Raw genomic sequence first — 16,058 nt, forward strand, 5'->3', positions numbered from 1 at the left:
GTGTGAATAGTCCCATTGGCATCCCGTTTCACCGCACGATGGCACCTCCGCTTCAGAACATGTGGTTGATGCCGATGCGCGCGACCGTCTGGCTGCCGTTCGACGACGGCTGATAGCCGAACTGCGCGGCGCGCGCACCTGGCCCCGAAGCGCGCTGCAGGCCGACACCGGCGTAGATCTGCGTGCTCTTCGACAGATAATTGGTCAGGAACGCGTTGTACTGGTTGATCCCGAGCCCCTGAAACGTGGAGTGTCCCCACGACAGGGCCAGAATGTAGAAATTCTTGCCGCGGCTCAGGTCGATGTCGACGCCGGCCTGATAGTTGTTCAACGTCGCTGAACCCTCGCCGTTTTCCAGCTTCACGTCAGAATAGGTCGCATGCGGCGTGAAATAGCCGATCTTCACCGAGCCGCCGACGGCGAGCGAGCTGTAGCGGCTCGCGTTGAACATCGTGCCCTGCTTCAACGGCTGGCCGAGCAGCGAAGGCAAGCTGAACGTGCCGAAAATGTCGGCCGTGCGGTTGTGCGACATCGTGTAGCCGACGCCGAGCTTCACCATATCGTTCGCGTACTGCGCACCGAAGCTGTATTGACGGCCTTCGCTGAAATTGCCCGCCTGGTTGCCGAACGCGTTCATCGCGCCCGCCTGGAAGCCGTGAAAATCGATCGTCTCGTACTTCACGGAGTTGTTCAGCGCGTGGTTGTTCGCGAGGCCGTCCAGATTGCCGGGCGTATAGAACGACGAGATGCCCGGAATCGAGTTGTTCAGGCGGCCGACGTACTGATAGATATAGTCGTTGATGTTACCGAAGCTGAGCGAGCCAAGGCGATCGTTCGACAGACCGACGAACGCTTCGCGGTTGAAGAAGCTGGTCGGATTGATCTGGGCGCCCGTGTTGGTCACGAAACCCGATTCGAGCCGCGCGAACGCGGTGTTGCCGCCGCCAAGCCCTTCCTTGATCAACAGCCCCCAACGGTCCGGTTGACGCTTGCCCGATGATTCCTGATACAGATGCTTACCCTGCGAATTCGACACGAAGTCGAGGCCGACGTCGATACTGCCGTAAAGCGTAACAGACGACTGTGCCCATGCCGGACCGGCGAGTATCGCGGCGCAACCGCCGACGAGCAGACGAGTTCTCAACGCATGTCTCCAATGTTTTTATCGTTCGCAGGCCACTGATCCGACCCGCTTCGCGCACCAGGCAATCCCGCCAGGATCGATCGACGCCCCGTTCCAGTGCCGGACGAAGTTTAGCGGCTTCGATTCGCGATTTGAATCGCGAATTGTTTATCAATTAATAGAACATTCCGAATACTCGACCAGGGTATTTACCCATTAATTCTTAAAGGCCGCATATCGCTTCTGACTTAATGAATCATCGTGCTAATATCCGCGACGTCCTGATCCAATCATCGTTTCATCGGAGAGCACAGATGCATTTCAGCGCAGTTCTGCCCCGCCGGCTCGTCGTGGGAATCAGCGGCGCGTCGGGTGTCGTCTACGGCGTCCGGCTGCTGCAGTTGCTCAGGCAGCTCGACATCGAGTCGCATCTGGTCATGAGCCGCTCCGCGCAGGTCACGCTCGCGCACGAGTCGCCGTACAGCGTCGCCGAAGTGCGCGCGCTCGCCACGGTTACCTATCCGAACACCGACATCGGCGCGGCCATTTCGAGCGGCTCGTTCCCCGTCATGGGGATGATCGTCGCGCCCTGCTCGATCAAAACGCTGTCCGAAGTCGCTACAGGCGTGACCAGCGGGCTGCTGTCCCGCGCGGCCGACGTCACGCTCAAGGAGCGGCGCCGGCTCGTGCTGATGGTGCGCGAAACGCCGCTGCACCTCGGCCATCTGCGCAGCATGGCGAGCGTGACCGAGGCCGGCGCGATCGTCTACCCGCCGGTGCCGGCATTCTACGCGAACCCCGAATCGCTCGACGATATGGTCGATCACACGCTCGGCCGCGTGCTCGACCTGTTCGGCATCGAGACCTCGGTCGTGCAGCGCTGGGGCATGTAGTAGCGCCGCTTGCGCGCAACCGCTCCATTATCAAAATTGATTAATAAGACGTTCGAATTCTTTTGCTTCTTCAGCGACGGGTATTGTTTTAAAGTGGCTCTGTTTTCAAACGGGACCGCATAAAAAAGATTTATCGATTGATTGATAAATAAACCCGATAAGCACCATTACAAAAGAGGTCGAAACGTCGAATGAAGATCGTCATTGCAGGAGCCGGTATCGGCGGCCTGACGGCTGGAGCCGCATTGTTGAGAAAGGGCTTCGACGTCACCATCCTTGAACAGGCCAAGGCGTTGAAGGAAATCGGCGCCGGCGTGCAGTTGAGCCCGAACGCGACACGCGTGCTGTACCAGATAGGCGTCGGCGAACGCCTCGAAAAACTGGCCTGCGAGCCGCCCGGCAAGCGCGTAAGGCTCTGGAACAGCGGTCAGACCTGGCCGCTGTTCGATCTCGGCGCGGCGTCGCGCGAAATCTACGGCTACCCGTATCTGACCATTCATCGGGCCGACCTGCATGAAGCGCTGGTCGACGCGGTGCGCGCGTTCAGCGCGGACGCGATCAAGCTCGACCAGAAGGTCGAAGGCGTCGTGCAGAAAGGCGGCAAGGTCGAGGTGCAGACCGTCTCGGGCGAAGTGTACGAGGCGGATCTGCTGATCGGCGCGGACGGCGTGCACTCGCGCGTGCGCCGCGCCCTCTTCGGCCCGGACGAACCCGTGTATTCCGGCGTGATGGCCTGGCGCGGCGTGATCGACGCGGAGAAACTGCCCGAACACCTGCGCACGCCGTACGGCACGAACTGGGTCGGCCCCGGTGCGCACGTGATCCACTATCCGCTGCGCGATCACAAGCTGATCAACTTCGTCGGCGCGGTGGAGCGCGACGGCTGGCAGGTCGAATCGTGGTCCGAGAGCGGCACGATCGACGAATGCCTCGCCGACTTCTCCGGCTGGCACGACGACGTGCGCACGATGATCTCCGCGATCGACGTGCCGTACAAATGGGCGCTGATGATCCGCGAGCCGATGACGCGCTGGGTCTCCGGCAACGCGACGCTGCTCGGCGACGCGTGCCACCCGACGCTGCCGTTCCTCGCGCAGGGCGCGGGCATGGCGCTCGAAGACGGCTATCTGATCGCACGCTGCATCGCGCAGTATTCCAACGACGTTCCGCACGCGCTCGAACGCTACGAGTCGCTGCGTCTCGAACGCACGTCGCGCATCGTGCGCGGCTCCGCGGCCAATACGCAGCGCTTCCACAACCCGGCGCTCGCGCAGGCAGAGGGCGCGGCCGAGTATGTCGACCGCGAGTGGAACGAAGAGCGCGTGAAGGAACGCTACAACTGGCTGTTCGAATACAACGTCGACGCGGTCGAAGTCTGAGTGGCCTGACCGCAGAATCAAGGAGACATCGCATGTCCGAATCCCCTCCGCCCGTCCTCGGCCTGCATCACTTCGCGTGGCGCTGCCGGAATGCCGAAGAAACGCGCCATTTCTACGAGGACATTGTCGGCCTGCCACTCGTTCACGTCATCCGTCTGGACCACGTGCCGAGCACCGGCGGGTACTGCCCGTACGTGCATCTGTTCTTCGAGATGGCGGACGGCTCGTACATCGCGTTCTTCGACCTCGGTGACGATACGGCCGCCGAACCGTCGCCGAACACGCCGCCGTGGGTCAACCACATCGCGCTTCGCGTCGCGACGCTCGAGCAGCTCGAAACGATGAAGCAGCGCCTCGTCGAACACGGCATCGAAGTGCTCGGCGTGACCGATCATCACTTCGTGCGCTCGATCTATTTCTTCGATCCGAACGGCTTCCGTCTCGAACTGACGGTGCCGGTCGCGCCGGCCGAAACGCTCGATTCCTATAAACTGCAAGCCCGTCCCGCGCTCGACGCGTGGACAGCAGAACGAAAGAACGCTGTATCGGAGACGTCAGCCGCATGACCGCCCTCAATTCAACCCACGATCCGGCCCGACATAGCTGGGTCGAATCAGCGAACCTACCCGACGCGGATTTTCCGATCCAGAACCTGCCGTTCGGCGCCTTCGAGCGCGACGGCGAGCGGCGCGCGGGCATCGCGATCGGCGCGCACGTGGTCGACCTGCGCGCGCTGCGCGATAGCGGCCTGCTCGCGGCCGGCAGCGATGCGTCGCTCGCGTGCGAAGCAGCGAGCGACGGCACGCTGAACCGGCTGATGGCGATGACACCCAGCTTTGCGAGCGCGCTGCGCGCCACGCTGTCGGACCTGCTCGACAGCGGCGCGCCGCAACGCGCGCGCATCGAGCAGCAAGCAGAGGCGCTGCTGCCGCGCATCGACGAAGTCACGCTGTGTCTGCCGTGCCAGGTCGGCGACTATACGGACTTTCTCACATCGCTCCATCACACCGAGCGGCACGGTCGCTACAAGGGCCTCGCCGATCCGTTGCCGGCGGCTTTCAAATCGCTGCCGATCGCGTATCACGGCCGCGCGTCGTCGCTGCGCGTGAGCGGCGGTGAAGTTCGGCGTCCGCATGGCCAGTATCGCGACGCGAACGGGCAGATCGTATTCGGCCCCGCGCCCGCGCTCGACTTCGAACTCGAACTCGCCGCGTGGATCGGCCGGGGCAATGCGCTCACGCAGCCGATTCCGGTCGATGCCGCGCACGAGCACATCTTCGGCTACTCGCTGCTGAACGACTGGTCCGCGAAAAGCATTCAATGGTTTGAGCAGGTGCTCGGGCCGTTCCTCGGCAAGAGCTTTCATTCGAGCCTGTCGCCGTGGATCGTGACCGCCGAGGCGCTCGCGCCGTTCCGCAAGGCGCCGGTGCCGCGCGCGAAGTCCGATCCGGCGCCGATGCCGCATCTGCACGGCGCGTTCGATCAGCAACAGGGCGGCCTGCATCTCGATCTGTACGCGCATCTGTTGACGAACAGCTTGCGCGAAGCCGGCGCAACGCCGGTGCGGATCACGCACACGCATCTAGACAACCTGTACTGGACCTTCGCGCAGATGGTCGCGCATCACACGAGCAACGGCTGCAATCTGCGCACCGGCGACCTGCTCGGCAGCGGTACGATTTCGGGCGCCGACGATGCGGCTCGCGCGTGCATCACCGAGCTGACGAACGCCGGCAAGGACCCGCTCGGTTTGCCGAACGGCGAGACCCGCACCGCGCTCGAAGACGGCGACGAAATCATCCTGAGCGCACGCGCGACGAAGCCGGGCGCCGTATCGATCGGCTTCGGCGAATGCCGCGGCCGCATCGCGCCGGCACTCGCGTTCGCCGAGCGGCAGACGGAGATCGCCGCATGACGCAGGCGCTCAACGGCTACGTGACGGTCGGCAGCGGCCCGCGCAAGGTACTGGCGATGAGCGGCTGGTTCGGCAGCGCCGAAGACTGGCAGCCGCTCGTGCCGGCGCTCGACACCGATACGTTCACCTACGTATTTTTCGACTACCGCGGCTACGGTCGTTCGCGTGAACGCGATGGTGCGTTCACCTTCGAGGAAAGCGCGCAGGACGCGCTCTCGCTCGTGGACCACCTCGGCTGGGACCGCTTCAGCCTGATCGGCCATTCGATGGGCGGCGTGGCAATCCAGCGCTTGCTGCTCGCCGCGCCCGGCCGCATCGAGCGGATGGCCGGCGTGTCCGCCGTGCCCGCGTGCGGCTCTCGCATGGACGAAGGCCGCCTTGCCGCATTCCGCGCGGTCGTGGACGACGTCGAGCGGCGCGCCGCGATCATCGCGTACTCGACCGGCAACCGCTTGTCGCCGCGCTGGAGCGCGCATCTCGCGCGCGAATCGCAGCGGCTGTCGCGCGCGGACGCTTTCGCGGCCTATCTGCCGCATTGGGCTGCCAGCGATTTTTCGGCGGACGTGGAAGGCAACACGGTGCCGGTAAAGCTCTTCATCGGCGAACACGATCCGACGCTGACGGCCGATCTGATGACCCGCACGTGGCTCGCGTGGTATCCGCACGCAACGCTCGAAACGCTACGCAACGCGGGCCATTATCCGATGTACGAAGTTCCGGTTGCGCTCGCGACCGCCCTTGAGGATTGGCTGAAACAATCCTAGTCACGCACCGACCAGGCAGTATCTGGGCATCACGAGCCGCGCGCGTCATGGTCTGGCGCGCACGGCCGCAGGAGACAACATGTACGAGACCACCTATCTACGCGCTGCCTCGCTCGACGAGGCCGTTGCCTGGCTGCACGAGCACGAGGAAGCACGGCCGCTGTCCGGCGGCATGACGCTGATCCCAACGCTGAAGCAACGGCTCGCCGCCCCGTCGCATCTGATCGACCTGACGCGTATCGACGCGCTGCGCGGCGTGAGCGTCGCAGGCGACGTGCTGCGCGTCGGCGCGCTGACGAAGCATGCGGAAGTGGCCGCGTCGCCGGTGGTCGCGTCGACGATTCCGGCGCTCGCGCAGCTCGCCGACGTGATCGCCGATCCGCAGGTGCGCAATCGCGGCACGATGGGCGGCTCGGTCGCGAACAACGATCCGGCGGCCGACTACCCGAGCGCCGTGCTCGCGCTCGCTGCGCAGGTCGTCACGTCGCAGCGCCGGATCGCGGCCGACGACTTCTTCGTCGATACGTTCGAAACGGCGCTCGAACCCGGCGAACTGGTGACGCATTTCGAGTACCCGATTCCGCTGCGGGGCGCGTACGCGAAATTCCGCCAGCCGGCGTCGGGCTACGCGATCGTTGGCGTCTTCATCGCGCAGTTCGCCGACACGGTGCGCGTCGCCGTGACCGGCGCGGGCGCGTCGGTGTTCCGCTGGTTCGACGCGGAAGCGGCGCTCGAAGCTGAACTCTCCGAAGCAGCACTCGCCAATCTAAAAATGGACGACTCGGCGCTGCCGGACGACGACAACGGTTCGGTCGCCTATCGCGCCCATCTGATCGAAACCTACACGCGCCGTGCATTGCTGACGCTGTTGGCGCAGCCGCTGCGCCAACCCGCTTAATATCAGTCTCAGGAGACACGAATGGAATTCACCGGAACGCAGACCATCGCCGCCACGCGCGAACAGGTATGGAAAGGATTGAACGACGCGGCAGTGCTGCAGGCATGCGTGCCGGGCTGCGAGGAATTCGTCGCGCACAGCGACGACGAATACAAGGCCGTGGTCGTCGCCTCGGTCGGCCCGGTCAAGGCGCGCTTCAAGGGCACGCTGCAGTTGTCGGAGCGTGACGGCCCGAACGGCTACAGGATCGCCGGCCAGGGCGAAGGCGGCATCGCCGGCTTCGGCAAGATGACCGCGGTCGTCACGCTCGCGGACGCCGACGAAGGCGGCACGCTGCTCACGTACGTGGCCGAAGCGCAGGTGGGCGGCAAGCTCGCGCAGATCGGCTCGCGCCTCGTTACCTCGGTCGCGAACAAGCTCGCGGCGGAATTCTTCAAGCGTTTCAACGCGACGATGAGCGCCAGTCCGGACTCGACCGAAACCACCAACGCGGGCGCCGCGCACTGAACCTCCGTCCGACGAACGATCCAGCACACGAAGGTAACCATGGCTGAAGTCCAATTGCGAGTGAACGGCGTCGACGTCGAGCGCGACGTGCCCGACCAGACGCTGCTCGTCGAATTCCTGCGCGAATCGCTGCACCTCACCGGCACGCACGTCGGCTGCGACACGAGCCAATGCGGCGCCTGCACGGTCAATCTCGACGGCGTGTCGGTGAAGTCGTGCACGGTCCTCGCCGCCCAGGCGAGCGGCGGCGTGGTCACGACCGTCGAAGGGCTACGTGCGAATCAGGACGCGCAGCTGCATCCAGTCCAGAACGCGTTCGTTCAATGCCACGCGCTGCAATGCGGCTTTTGCACGCCCGGCATGATCATGTCGGTCGACTTCTATCTGCGCCAGCCGCCGAAGCTCGACGAAGAAAGCATCTGCCATGCGCTCGAAGGCAACATCTGCCGCTGCACCGGCTACGTGAACATCATCGAGGCGGTGCGCCACGCGGCGCACGAGCTGTATCCGGCGCCGGCCGAGGCGACGGCGGAGGGCGCGCAGTCATGATCGGCCAGCCCCTCCCCCGCGTCGAAGACCGGCGCTTCGTGACCGGCAACGGCCAATACACCGATGACATGCAGGTCGAAGGCCAGACGTACGCGGCGTTCCTGCGCTCGCCGCACGCGCATGCCGCGCTGCGTTCGGTCGACGTCTCGGCCGCGCGTGAGGCGCCCGGCGTGATCGCGGTGCTCGTCGGCCAGGATTATCTCGACGACGGCTATCTGGGCGTCGATCACGTGCCCAATCCGGTCGATGCCGTCGACGCGACGAAGAAGGCGTTCCTCACGTCGCTAACCGGACAGATCTTCAACCAGCTGCACATTCCGCTGCCCGTCGACCGCGTGCGCTACGTCGGCGAACCGATCGCGATGGTGGTCGCGCAAACGCCGCTCGCCGCGCGCAACGCGACGGAATTGATCGACGTCGATTACGACGTGCTCGACGCGGTGGTCAACGCGGCCGACGCGATGCAGGACGGCGCGCCGCAGATGTGGGACGGCGCCGCGGGCAACCTGTGCTTCCAGACCCAGATCGGCGACCGCTACGAAGCGCGCCGGATCATCGCCGACGCGCCGCTCGTCATGCGGCGCGAGTTCCACCACAGCCGGGTCGTGAACTGCCAGATGGAACCGCGCAGCGCGATCGGCGCATACGACGGCGCAACCGGCGTGTACACGCTGATTTCGGGTAGCCAGGGCGCGGTGCGGCAGAAGCTGTGCCTCGCCGGCGCGCTGAAGGTGCCGCCGGCGCAGGTGCGCGTGGTCTGCCCCGATACCGGCGGCGGCTTCGGTCCGCGCTCGTTCATCTACGTCGAGCAGCTCGCGGTCGTGTGGGCCGCGCGCCGCGTCGGCCACGCGGTCAAGTGGACCAGTGACCGCAGCGAGGCGTTCCTGTCCGACTACCAGGGCCGCGACGCGATAGTGCGCGCCACGTTCGGCTTCGCGCAAGACGGCCGCATTCTCGCGATCGACAACGAATGGCTCGGCAACGTCGGCGCGCATACGGTGTCGTACGTGCCGATGTCGAACGGCACGCGGATCATGACGACCGTCTACGACGTGCCGGTCGCCGCGGTGCACATCAGCGCGGTGATGACAAACACAGTGCCGACCGCGCCGTATCGCGGCGCGGGCCGCCCCGAGGCAACGCACGTGATCGAGCGGATGCTCGATCTCGCCGCGGCGGAACTCGGCATCGAGCGCGCGGAGATCCGCCGCCGCAACCTCATCGCGCACGACAAGCTGCCGTACCGCAGCGCGATGGGCCTCACCTACGACAGCGGCGAATTCGCGCGCAACATGGCGCGCGCGCTGGAACTCGCCAAATGGGACAGCTTCGACGAACGCCGCGCCGCAGCCCGCGCGAACGGCAGGCTGCGCGGCATCGGACTCGCGAACTACATCGAATCGCCGGTCGGCGCGCCGCGCGAGCGGATCGAGTTGACGGTGCTGCCGGAAGGCCGCATCGACATTGTGTCGGGCACGCAGTCCACCGGCCAGGGCCACGAAACGACGTTCGCGCAGGTCATCGCGCAACATCTGGGCGTGCCGATCCCGTCGATCACGCTACGCACCGGCGATACCGCCTTCGTCAGCGTCGGCGGCGGCAGCCACTCGGACCGCACGATGCGGCTAGGCGGCATGCTGCTCGTGGATACCGCCGCGCAGGTCGTTGCGACTGCGAAGCAAGTTGCCGCGGCGCTGTTCGACGTGTCGCCCGAACGCGTGACGTTCGCCGACGGCGTGTTCGCCGATCCGGCGTCGGATCGGCGCATCGGACTATTCGACGTCGCCGCGCGCATCGCGAGCGACGGTGTGCCGGGCAATCCGGCGCAGCGCAAGCTGTACGCGGAAGCCGAGGTCAATACGCGCGTGCCCGCGCACCCAACCGGCTCGGCGATCTGCGAACTGGAAGTGGACCCCGACACCGGCATCGTGAAGCTCGTCAACTACACATCGGTCGACGACGTGGGCCAGCCGATCAATCCGCTGATCGTCGAAGGCCAGGTGCACGGCGGCCTCGCGCAAGGCATCGGCCAGGCGCTGTCGGAGACCTGCTATCTCGATCGCGACACGGGCCAGGTGCTGACCGGCTCGTACATGGATTACGGGATGCCGCGCGCCGGCGCGATTCCGCCGCTGCGCGTCGAGCTGACCGAAGACCCGACGCTCGGCAACCCGCTGCGCGTGAAGGGCGGCGGCGAGAGCGGCATCACCCCGGCCACCGCGACGATCTTCAACGCGCTGGCCGACGCACTGCGGGAATTCGGCAACGACGAACTGGCGATGCCCGCCACGCCCAAGGTCGTGTGGGAATTCATCCACCGCCGCGCCGACTGACCCATCCCATGACAATGCCTGCATGATGAAGGAGACACGCATGCCTACCCCATTCGTTACGATCAACTGGAACGGCCCGCTGGTGGACGTCGTGCTCGATCGCCCCGACAACGGCAACCTGATCGACGCCGCGATGAGCGAAGCGATCATCGAGACGGTCGCGGCGCTCGACGACGACGTGAAGCTCGTGCGCATCCTGAGCAGCGGCCCCGATTTCTGCAAGGGCCGCCAGTCGCCGATGCCGCCGAAGGACGCGAAGCCGTCCGCCGAAACGCTGCGCCGCGTGGTCGCGGCGCCGCCGCTCGCGCTGTACGACGCTTTGAAAGGCGTGCGTGTGCCGGTGGTGTCGGTCGTGCGCGGCGAGGCGCTCGGCGTCGGATGCGCGCTCGCCGGCGTGTGCGACGTGGCGCTCGCGGCCGACGACGCGGTGTTCCAGATCCCCGAAATGGAACGCGACATTCCGCCGACACTCGTGATGTCCGCGCTGATCAGCCGCGTGCCGCTGAAGACGGTCGCGCACATGGTGCTGAGCCGCCAGCGGCTGTCCGCGGCCGAAGCGCTGCAGGCCGGCGTCGTGAGCCGCGTCGTGCCGGCGGCGAGCCTCGACGCCGAAGCGGAAGCGCTCACGCAGACGCTGCTCGGCTGCAGCGCAGTCACGCTGCGCGCGGTCAAGCAGTTCCTGCATCTCGCGCCGGAAATGCCCGCGAGCGGCGCGAGCGGCTTCGCCGCGCATCTGGCCGCGACGGCGCTCTCCGCGCGCTTCTAAAGACTTCTAAAAACTTCTAACGGCTTCCGGCGATTACCCGACGCGGCGGCGCGCTCCCCTGCGCGGACAGCCGCGTTGCAAGAACGACGATTCTTCGACTACGACACTGCGCAGACACGCTGCGCGAGGAACCCAGATTGAGACCCAAGACCGCGATCCCCTCCACGACCGACGGCACGCCCATGCCCGACCTCGAACAGTTCCGCCTGCGCCGTTTCCTCGAATCGCTCGACGACACCGAACTCGAACGCCATGACGCGGCGGTCGACCTCGCGGACGTCGCGGCGATCATGGAAGGCAACCCGCGCGCGGTGTGGTTCGCGCACCCGTCGGGCGGCGCCACGTCGCTCGCCGGCAGCGTCGCCGCGAGCCGTACGCGCCTCGCAAAAGCCTTCGACACGACGCCGCAGCGCCTGCTCGACACGGTGCGCGAGCGGCTGCGCAGCAAGGGCAAGCTGGTCGAGGTGCGCCGCGACGAAGCGCCGGTCCAGCAGGTCGTGCTGACCGGCGACGACTGCGACTTCACCGCGCTGCCCGTGCATCTGCAGCACGAGCTCGACGGCGCGCCATACATCTCGGCGTCGATCGACTTCGCGGTCGACCCCGACACCGGCTGGACCAACGTCGGCATTCGCCGGCTGATGCTGCGCGGGCGCCGCACCGCGGGCATCGACCTCGTCGCGCCGTCGGACCTGCGCGCGATCGCGATCGGCCACGCGAAGCGCGGCGAACGCACTCCGATCGCGTTTGCCGTCGGCACGCACCCGATCGACCACGTCGGCGCGACCATGCGCATTCCGGCCGACGAACTCGAACTCGTCGCGGCGTTGCGCGGCACCGCGATGGGCGTCGTCAAGTGCGTGACGAACGACCTGCTCGTGCCCGCCGACGCCGAATTCATTCTCGAAGGCTATCTCGACGAGCGCGGCCACGTCGAGCCGGAAGGCCCGTACGGCGAATTCCTCGGCTACTACGGCGGCGTGAAGACGAACCCCGTGTTCCATCTGACGGCGATTACGCATCGGCGCGACGCGGTGTTCCAGACCTGCACGATCGGCGGCCGCTCGATGACCCATACCGATACCGCGCAACTCGCCGCGCTGCGCACGGAAGTGACCGTGTGGCGCGCGCTCGAAACGGCGGTGCGCGAGGTGAAGGCCGTCTATGCGAACCCGGCCACGGGCGGCATGTTCAACGTGCGCATCGCGATGCAGCAGCGCGTGCCGGGCGAAGCGCGCAATGCGATCGCGTCGGTGTTCGCGTCGCTCGCGAACGTGAAGCATGTATTCGTCGTCGACCCTGACATCGACGTGTTCTCCGACGAGCAGATGGACTGGGCGCTCGCCACCCGCTTCCAGGCCGATCGCGATCTGGTGCTGCAGGACGGCATGCGGGCGATGCCGCTCGACCCCTCGCTGCTCGGCGCGACGAAAACCGCGAAAGCGGGCTTCGATCTCACGCTGCCGCTGCTCGCGCCGGGCGCGCAGCGCGACCTGGAACATCGCGTGCCGACGCCGCCCGCGTATCATGGCGCGCGCTTCGATTCGCTCGAAGCCGCGCTTGAAGATGGGCCGAAACGCTTCTCCGAACTGATGGCCTCGACCGGCACGCGCGATGGCCGCGATGTGGTGCGCTGGCTGGAGGACACCGCCCGGCAGCGCATGATCGCGCGCGACGCCGAAGGACGCTACGCGTTTGCGTGACGCGCTGGTCGTTGCCGCTCGCGCATCCCGACGAGCGGCAGCCACCGTGGCAGACGGGATAGAATCGGGCTTGCCCAAGCCCGATACACGAAGGATCCGTTTTCGATGAATCTGTCCCTCAAACAACTCAAGGTATTTCTTGGGGTAGCCAACACGTCCAGTTTCACGAAGACTGCGCAAAGCGTGCACATGAGCCAGGCGGCGCTCAGTGCGATCATCCGCGAACTGGAAACGCAGTTGCGGTGCCGACTGCTCGAACGCACGACGCGCACCGTATCGCTCACGGAAGCGGGTCGCGTGTTCTATCCGATGGCGATGAAAATCGTCGAGACGCTGGAAAAATCGGTGATCGAGCTGAACGAGCTGGGACGCCAGAAACAGTCGTCGCTGCTGCTCGGCTGCACGCCGGTGATCGCCGCGAGCCTGATGCCGCCGATACTCGTGCGCTTCTCGCAGATGTACCCGGACTCGCAGATCGAACTGGTCGATCGATCGCCGGGAGAACTGCTGCAGATGGTCGAAGAAGGCCATCTCGACGCCGCATTCGGCGTGTTCTTCTCACAGCTTTCCGGCATCGACCGCGTGCCGATCTTTCCGACCCAACTCGTGGCGGTCTCGGCGGCCGACGACGATCTGCCGGGCAAAAAAGGCGGCAACAGCGCAGCCGGCATCCGCTGGACCTCGCTCGAAGGCCGCACGCTGATCACGCTGCCGAAAGACAACCCCTTGCAGCGGCTCATCGAGGCAACCCTGTCGAAGGAGGAAGTGAACGTGAGCCGGCGCATCGTGGTCGGCCATATGCAGACGGCTGTCGCCATGGCCCAGGAAGGGCTCGGCACTGCCGTCATGCCTTCGTTCTGCGAGCATATCTGCCGCCGCTACCGCGTGCGGATCGACCCGATCCGGCCCGAGGTCGCGCTGTCGTTCTACCGGATCACCCGCAGCGGCCGCGACACGTTGACGGCGCTCGACCAGTTCACCGAAATGTTCACCGAGGCCGCGCAGCAGCACCCAGCCACCGATGCGGTCGACGAACTAGACTGAGCGGCCGACACTTCGATCTCGCGCACGACCTTCGCGCCCTCGACCTGCAGCATTGCCGGCAACAACACGCCACTTTTTCGCGGCCGTGACTTCGGCGAGGATGGAAATCGCGATCTCTGGCGGCGTCCGGCTGCCGATATAGATGCCGACCGGCCCGTGCAGCCTCACGAGTTCCGCATCTGACAGATCGAACTCCTTCAGGCGTTCGCGCCGCGCCGCGTTGTTACGTCGCGAGCCGAGCGCGCCGACATAGAACACGGGCGTCTTCAACGCCTCCATCAGCGCGAGGTCATCGAGCTTGGGGTAATCGTGCGAATCGTGCAAAATCTGGCGGTATTAGCGTGAAGAACGGCTTGCAGCTGGACTCGGCCGCTCTGCGACTTTCTCGCATTCGGCGATTTTGTTGATCCACATGGATTTTCAGGATCAACCGCCAGACTTGCCACGGAAAGTACGATCACCCCAACCTGTGGGGAAGGTCCCCTGTCAGGCCTCGTTTGCCGTCTGCCTGACCGACCGATCACCGCTGCCCCATAGACTCGACCACATCGAGCATTCCGATATCCGGCACGCTGCCCAGCAATGACAGCGAATGCTTGGCGAGTTCCCGGGGAACATGACCCGTCAAGTGCGCAAACCTACCGCCGTTGTCAGGGAAAACGTCAAAAATGCCGAAGTGACCGTCGTCAAGGCGGATGGCAAACCAGGCAACGGTCTTGGGTTCCTGCTCCACGAGTGCCTGCGCGTCGCGACGGAACTGCGCGACCTGTGTCTCATGGCCCGCCTTTGCCTTGAACGTGAGGAGCAGCGCCTTCATGACCGGCTCGCCCGATGACGTTGCAGGCAACTTGCCGGCCAGCACGTCGAGTTCCTGAATGAGCGGAGCGCCGGCAAACACGCTGCCGCCGGCATCCAACAGTGCTTGTGTAACTGGCCCCGCCAGATGCGCCTCGCGGCCAGCGGTTGCGTCATGTAATTGAGCAGAATCACAACTTGAGGAGTAGCAACTTTTTAGTTATAGAACTTCACCCTGTCGCGTCGTGCGACAGACGCTCCGCCGGGGCACGGCGTCCCTACGCAATAAACCAAAAACAATGTCTGCAGGGCTGTGGTGCAAATAGCGATCAGCGAATCGGTTAGAGTGTCGGCCTGACCGATTTGAGGGCTATCGATGAGCAAACTGAAGAGTCTGGACGGACTGTTCGCGGGCCGTCACTTTGACCGTGACGTGATCATTCTTTGTGTGCGCTGGTATCGGCGCTACAAACTCAGCCTACGCGATCTCGTCGAGATGATGGCCGAGCGTGGGTTGTCGCTTGCTCACACGACGATCCTGCGTTGGGTGCAGCGCTATACGCTCGAGTTCGTCAAGCGCTGGAACCGCTTCGCAACACCTGCGGGACGGTCCTGGAGGGTTGACGAGACGTACCTGAGTGTGTCACGAACGCAGGCGGAAGTCTGCGATGCTGTACCGAAGATGGGAGTCGGCCTCCCGAAATCAGCTTGCAGGAGCAGATTTCAAACCGCCCAGTGCGGCGGCGCCCAAAAGACGTGGTCGTGAGCGACTGTGGAAAAGGCATCGATAAGATGTCAGGTACGTGTTGAGAAGATGAGCGAAAGCAAACCGTCCGATGACGCATCGTTAGTTTCTGAAGTACTGTCAAAACCGGGGGCGTCAGGTACCTCCGGGATTAGTCGGGACGACACCTGCTTACGGGCCCGTCGGCAGTCGGTGTATAGGCGGCATGAGCTCAATACAGGCTTCGCAACCAGTTGAAAGCCTGCAGTGCTGCAGGACAATGAGCAAGACCCAGACGTCGAGCTGTGCCGTCACTGCGGCGAGCCGACAGACAGGCCGGGTTTCTGCGTCTGCAATGGCGCCAAGTACGAGCGCAAGCATCGCGCCGCATCCCCTGCTGCGCCATCGCAATCGGGGGAGCCGGTGGCGACCGTGCGCGACAATCCAGGACGACATTGGCACAATCATCGAGGCGACGCGCCCGCTAGAAGTCGGAACGCAACTCTATCTCGCCCGCAGCCAGCACAGACGGAGCGGGCGCTGACGGACGAGCAGATTGATAGAGCAATCGTCGCTTGGTTTGACGACCGTGGATTCGAACACGATTTGGGTCGCCGGATGCGCAAAGCCTTTCTCGCCGCGCAGCCAGCAAGCGGAGGTGATGC

At 65.0% G+C, this 16,058-nt stretch carries 14 protein-coding genes and 2 pseudogenes; 13 read left to right on the forward strand and 3 right to left on the reverse strand.

Going from position 1 to position 16,058, the window contains the following annotated elements:
- Positions 1 to 52: 52 nt before the first annotated feature.
- Positions 53 to 1,144: a porin gene (locus tag P0D80_RS32015; protein ID WP_408183289.1), complete on the reverse strand. Its 1,092-nt coding sequence runs from the start codon at positions 1,142 to 1,144 to the stop codon at positions 53 to 55.
- 293 nt (positions 1,145 to 1,437) lie between these two features.
- Here P0D80_RS32015 and P0D80_RS32020 point away from each other — a divergent pair, with 293 nt between their 5' ends.
- From P0D80_RS32020 to P0D80_RS32075, 12 genes are all read left to right on the forward strand, one after another.
- Positions 1,438 to 2,016, forward strand: a complete 579-nt coding sequence (locus tag P0D80_RS32020) for a UbiX family flavin prenyltransferase (protein ID WP_408289928.1) — start codon at positions 1,438 to 1,440, stop codon at positions 2,014 to 2,016.
- A gap of 191 nt (positions 2,017 to 2,207) precedes the next feature.
- The gene (locus P0D80_RS32025; protein ID WP_408183286.1) at positions 2,208 to 3,395 is read left to right on the forward strand and encodes an FAD-dependent monooxygenase; all 1,188 of its coding nucleotides are present in this window, start codon (positions 2,208 to 2,210) and stop codon (positions 3,393 to 3,395) included.
- Between the two features lie 32 nt (positions 3,396 to 3,427).
- On the forward strand, positions 3,428 to 3,961 hold the full coding sequence (locus P0D80_RS32030) for a VOC family protein (RefSeq protein WP_408289930.1): 534 nt from the start codon (positions 3,428 to 3,430) through the stop codon (positions 3,959 to 3,961).
- The gene (gene fahA, locus P0D80_RS32035; protein ID WP_408289932.1) at positions 3,958 to 5,310 is read left to right on the forward strand and encodes a fumarylacetoacetase; all 1,353 of its coding nucleotides are present in this window, start codon (positions 3,958 to 3,960) and stop codon (positions 5,308 to 5,310) included. Before P0D80_RS32030 ends, fahA begins: the two co-directional genes overlap by 4 nt.
- A complete protein-coding gene (locus P0D80_RS32040) occupies positions 5,307 to 6,074 on the forward strand; it encodes an alpha/beta fold hydrolase (protein WP_408183280.1) in 768 nt (255 codons plus the stop codon). Before fahA ends, P0D80_RS32040 begins: the two co-directional genes overlap by 4 nt.
- 79 nt (positions 6,075 to 6,153) lie before the next feature.
- A complete protein-coding gene (locus P0D80_RS32045; RefSeq protein ID WP_408289935.1) occupies positions 6,154 to 6,972 on the forward strand; it encodes an FAD binding domain-containing protein in 819 nt (272 codons plus the stop codon).
- Positions 6,973 to 6,993: 21 nt separating this feature from the next.
- Positions 6,994 to 7,479 carry an SRPBCC family protein gene (locus P0D80_RS32050; RefSeq protein WP_408183277.1) on the forward strand — a complete coding sequence of 162 codons (486 nt, stop codon included), beginning with the start codon at positions 6,994 to 6,996 and terminating at the stop codon, positions 7,477 to 7,479.
- Positions 7,480 to 7,518: 39 nt separating this feature from the next.
- Entirely contained in the window at positions 7,519 to 8,028 is a 510-nt protein-coding gene (locus P0D80_RS32055; protein WP_408289937.1) for a (2Fe-2S)-binding protein, read from the forward strand.
- Positions 8,025 to 10,361 carry a xanthine dehydrogenase family protein molybdopterin-binding subunit gene (locus P0D80_RS32060; protein ID WP_408289939.1) on the forward strand — a complete coding sequence of 779 codons (2,337 nt, stop codon included), beginning with the start codon at positions 8,025 to 8,027 and terminating at the stop codon, positions 10,359 to 10,361. Before P0D80_RS32055 ends, P0D80_RS32060 begins: the two co-directional genes overlap by 4 nt.
- Positions 10,362 to 10,401: 40 nt before the next feature.
- Positions 10,402 to 11,127: an enoyl-CoA hydratase/isomerase family protein gene (locus P0D80_RS32065; protein WP_408289941.1), complete on the forward strand. Its 726-nt coding sequence runs from the start codon at positions 10,402 to 10,404 to the stop codon at positions 11,125 to 11,127.
- Positions 11,128 to 11,264: 137 nt separating this feature from the next.
- The gene (locus tag P0D80_RS32070; protein WP_408289943.1) at positions 11,265 to 12,830 is read left to right on the forward strand and encodes a UbiD family decarboxylase; all 1,566 of its coding nucleotides are present in this window, start codon (positions 11,265 to 11,267) and stop codon (positions 12,828 to 12,830) included.
- A 105-nt stretch (positions 12,831 to 12,935) separates the two neighbouring features.
- Positions 12,936 to 13,874, forward strand: coding sequence for a LysR family transcriptional regulator (locus P0D80_RS32075; protein WP_408289946.1), 939 nt, complete (start codon positions 12,936 to 12,938; stop codon positions 13,872 to 13,874).
- On the opposite strand, the pseudogene P0D80_RS32080 reads toward P0D80_RS32075, so the two are convergent.
- Positions 13,868 to 14,189 (reverse strand): annotated as a pseudogene (locus tag P0D80_RS32080) (XdhC family protein); the annotation flags it as partial. The gene P0D80_RS32075 and the pseudogene P0D80_RS32080 sit on opposite strands and share 7 nt — an antisense overlap.
- A 205-nt stretch (positions 14,190 to 14,394) precedes the next feature.
- Positions 14,395 to 14,790, reverse strand: a complete 396-nt coding sequence (locus P0D80_RS32085) for an NIPSNAP family protein (RefSeq protein ID WP_408289948.1) — start codon at positions 14,788 to 14,790, stop codon at positions 14,395 to 14,397.
- A 255-nt stretch (positions 14,791 to 15,045) separates the two neighbouring features.
- Between P0D80_RS32085 and P0D80_RS32090 the strand changes: the two are divergent.
- A pseudogene (locus tag P0D80_RS32090) lies at positions 15,046 to 15,357 on the forward strand (IS6 family transposase); the annotation flags it as partial.
- Positions 15,358 to 16,058 lie beyond the last annotated feature (701 nt).

Origin of the sequence: Paraburkholderia sp. RL17-373-BIF-A (assembly GCF_046030175.1) — a bacterium.
GTDB lineage: Bacteria > Pseudomonadota > Gammaproteobacteria > Burkholderiales > Burkholderiaceae > Paraburkholderia.